Source organism: Mycobacterium sp., from assembly GCF_049280035.1.
Taxonomy (GTDB): domain Bacteria; phylum Actinomycetota; class Actinomycetes; order Mycobacteriales; family Mycobacteriaceae; genus Mycobacterium.
The window spans coordinates 1-1,740 of sequence record NZ_JBAPPI010000492.1; the positions used below are offsets into that span (position 1 = coordinate 1).

General features: G+C 62.8%; 4 protein-coding genes. 1 reads left to right on the forward strand and 3 read right to left on the reverse strand.

Annotated elements, in window-relative coordinates; genetic code table 11:
- Window positions 1-207 (reverse strand): DUF429 domain-containing protein (locus WAN71_RS16065; protein WP_422226283.1); only part of this gene is annotated, 207 nt, incomplete at its 3' end.
- A 257-nt stretch (window positions 208-464) separates the two neighbouring features.
- On the opposite strand from WAN71_RS16065, the gene WAN71_RS16070 reads away from it, so the two are divergent.
- Window positions 465-626: a hypothetical protein gene (locus WAN71_RS16070; RefSeq protein WP_422226284.1), complete on the forward strand. Its 162-nt coding sequence runs from the start codon at window positions 465-467 to the stop codon at window positions 624-626.
- A 296-nt stretch (window positions 627-922) separates the two neighbouring features.
- Here the strand turns inward: WAN71_RS16070 and WAN71_RS16075 are convergent, their stop codons facing one another.
- Window positions 923-1,111 carry a DUF397 domain-containing protein gene (locus WAN71_RS16075; RefSeq protein WP_422226285.1) on the reverse strand — a complete coding sequence of 63 codons (189 nt, stop codon included), beginning with the start codon at window positions 1,109-1,111 and terminating at the stop codon, window positions 923-925.
- A partial coding sequence (locus WAN71_RS16080; RefSeq protein ID WP_422226286.1) for a DUF5753 domain-containing protein occupies window positions 1,108-1,740 on the reverse strand: 633 nt, incomplete at its 5' end. The genes WAN71_RS16080 and WAN71_RS16075, both read right to left, overlap by 4 nt.

Here is a 1,740-nt window from a genome sequence, read left to right on the forward strand (position 1 = left end):
CACGAAGTCTCGCGCGTCGAGATCCGCCTGGCGCCGACCGGTCTCGACCAGTCCCAGCGGTATGTCGATGCCCACCGCGTGGATGTCGTTGACGGTGGATAGCAGTGTGGTCAGGCTGTCCGCGATATGCGCGCCGACGAACGCGCCGCAGTCTAGCTCGACGCCAATCCATCCCGTGGTGTAGGCGTCGACGCCGAGCACCCGCATGCCGATCATGGTGCCAGCACGGGCATACCCAGGGATAGCGCCGAAGCGCGGGTGTTCGCGCCTGACCTGCGCTGATCCTGCAACGGCGCGGGCATTTCCCCACCTCGACGCCGTCGCCAGCCAACCAGGACACTAGCCACCATGGATCCCGCACCGCTCCGGATGGCAGACGGTCATGTCTGGTACTTCGACCACAGCCCAGAGACCCAACGGCACACGATCACGGTCAAGACAGCGGGGATGAAGTGCTCTCGCGCATGACGATGACCCGGGATGACGTGCGACGTTTCGCGGACACCATCACTGGCGCACTGGACAGTCTCGCTGCGGGCACCGCGGAGCCGGGCATCGTGGTGACCGAGGACACGATCGTCGTTATGGAAGTCAAGCGGCGAGGAACCGAGGATCGCAACGACTAGCCGTCGGAGACATAAGCGATCCGCCCGCTCGCTCCTGTGCCTGGGCTCAGTCGAACTCGCCGCCACGCACTCCGGCGGTGAATACGACCCACTCGGCCACGGTGATCACTGCGCCCCAGGGCGGCTGGGTCCTGACAAACAACTGCCATTACGCACGGCGACCAGTTTTGTAACGGTGCGTCACCAACATTCGATATACCGAACGCTCGGCTGGCGCGTCAGCGGTCGGGTGGCCAGCGGCACGGGCCGGGTGTTCGGCTTCCTTAGACCGTGTCGCTGGTTCCCCGCCTTTGCGGTCAGTCGAACTGTCCGTTTCTCACCCCGGCAGTGAACGCCGCCCACTGATCCCGCGAGAACGTCAGGTGCCCGCCGGTGGGGTTCTTGGAGTCCCGCACGGCGCGGCCGGCGCTGAGGTCGGCCACCTCTACACAGTTCCCCTCATCACCGCTGTGGCAACTCTTTCTCCAAACCAGTCCTTCGTTCATTCTGAATATCTCCTCTCGATTTGTTCGAGGAACGAAACTGTTTCCCCTTCGCTGAGTGCGAGTTCCGTCAGGCGTTCGAAGGTAGTTGCGTGCCGTTCGACGTCAGGCAGTTTCTCCATGTAAACGGCACCGCCCTTGATTTCTACGTAGACGGTGTTCATAGGCGCCTCTGGGAACCGCAACGCTGTGAAGGACCCCGTCGCCAGCGCGGGATGAAATCCGACCGAGAACGGCAGAACCTGAACTGTGACATTCGGCAGTCTGGCCGTATCGATGACGTGACGAACCTGCTTGCGCATCACGTCGGGGTCGCCCACGACACGGCACACCACGGCTTCGTCAAGCACTGCTCGGAGTATCAGCGGGTCGTCGTCAACGAGCCGCTTTTGTCGAGTTGCGCGCAACCTGGTAAACCGCTCAGCATCGCTGCGCGTGGAAACAATTGCTTCCATGTATCCCTGTGCCTGGAGGAGGCCAGGAAAGATCGAGGACTCGTAGGTCCATACTTCTTCGGCGACGGTTTCCATCCCGAGGAAGTCGGCGAACCAGGGCGGCACGGTGTTGCCGTAGTCGGTCCACCAGCCGCGCTCACCCGATTCCCGGGCGAGGCGTTCGAGGAACTCTGTGTG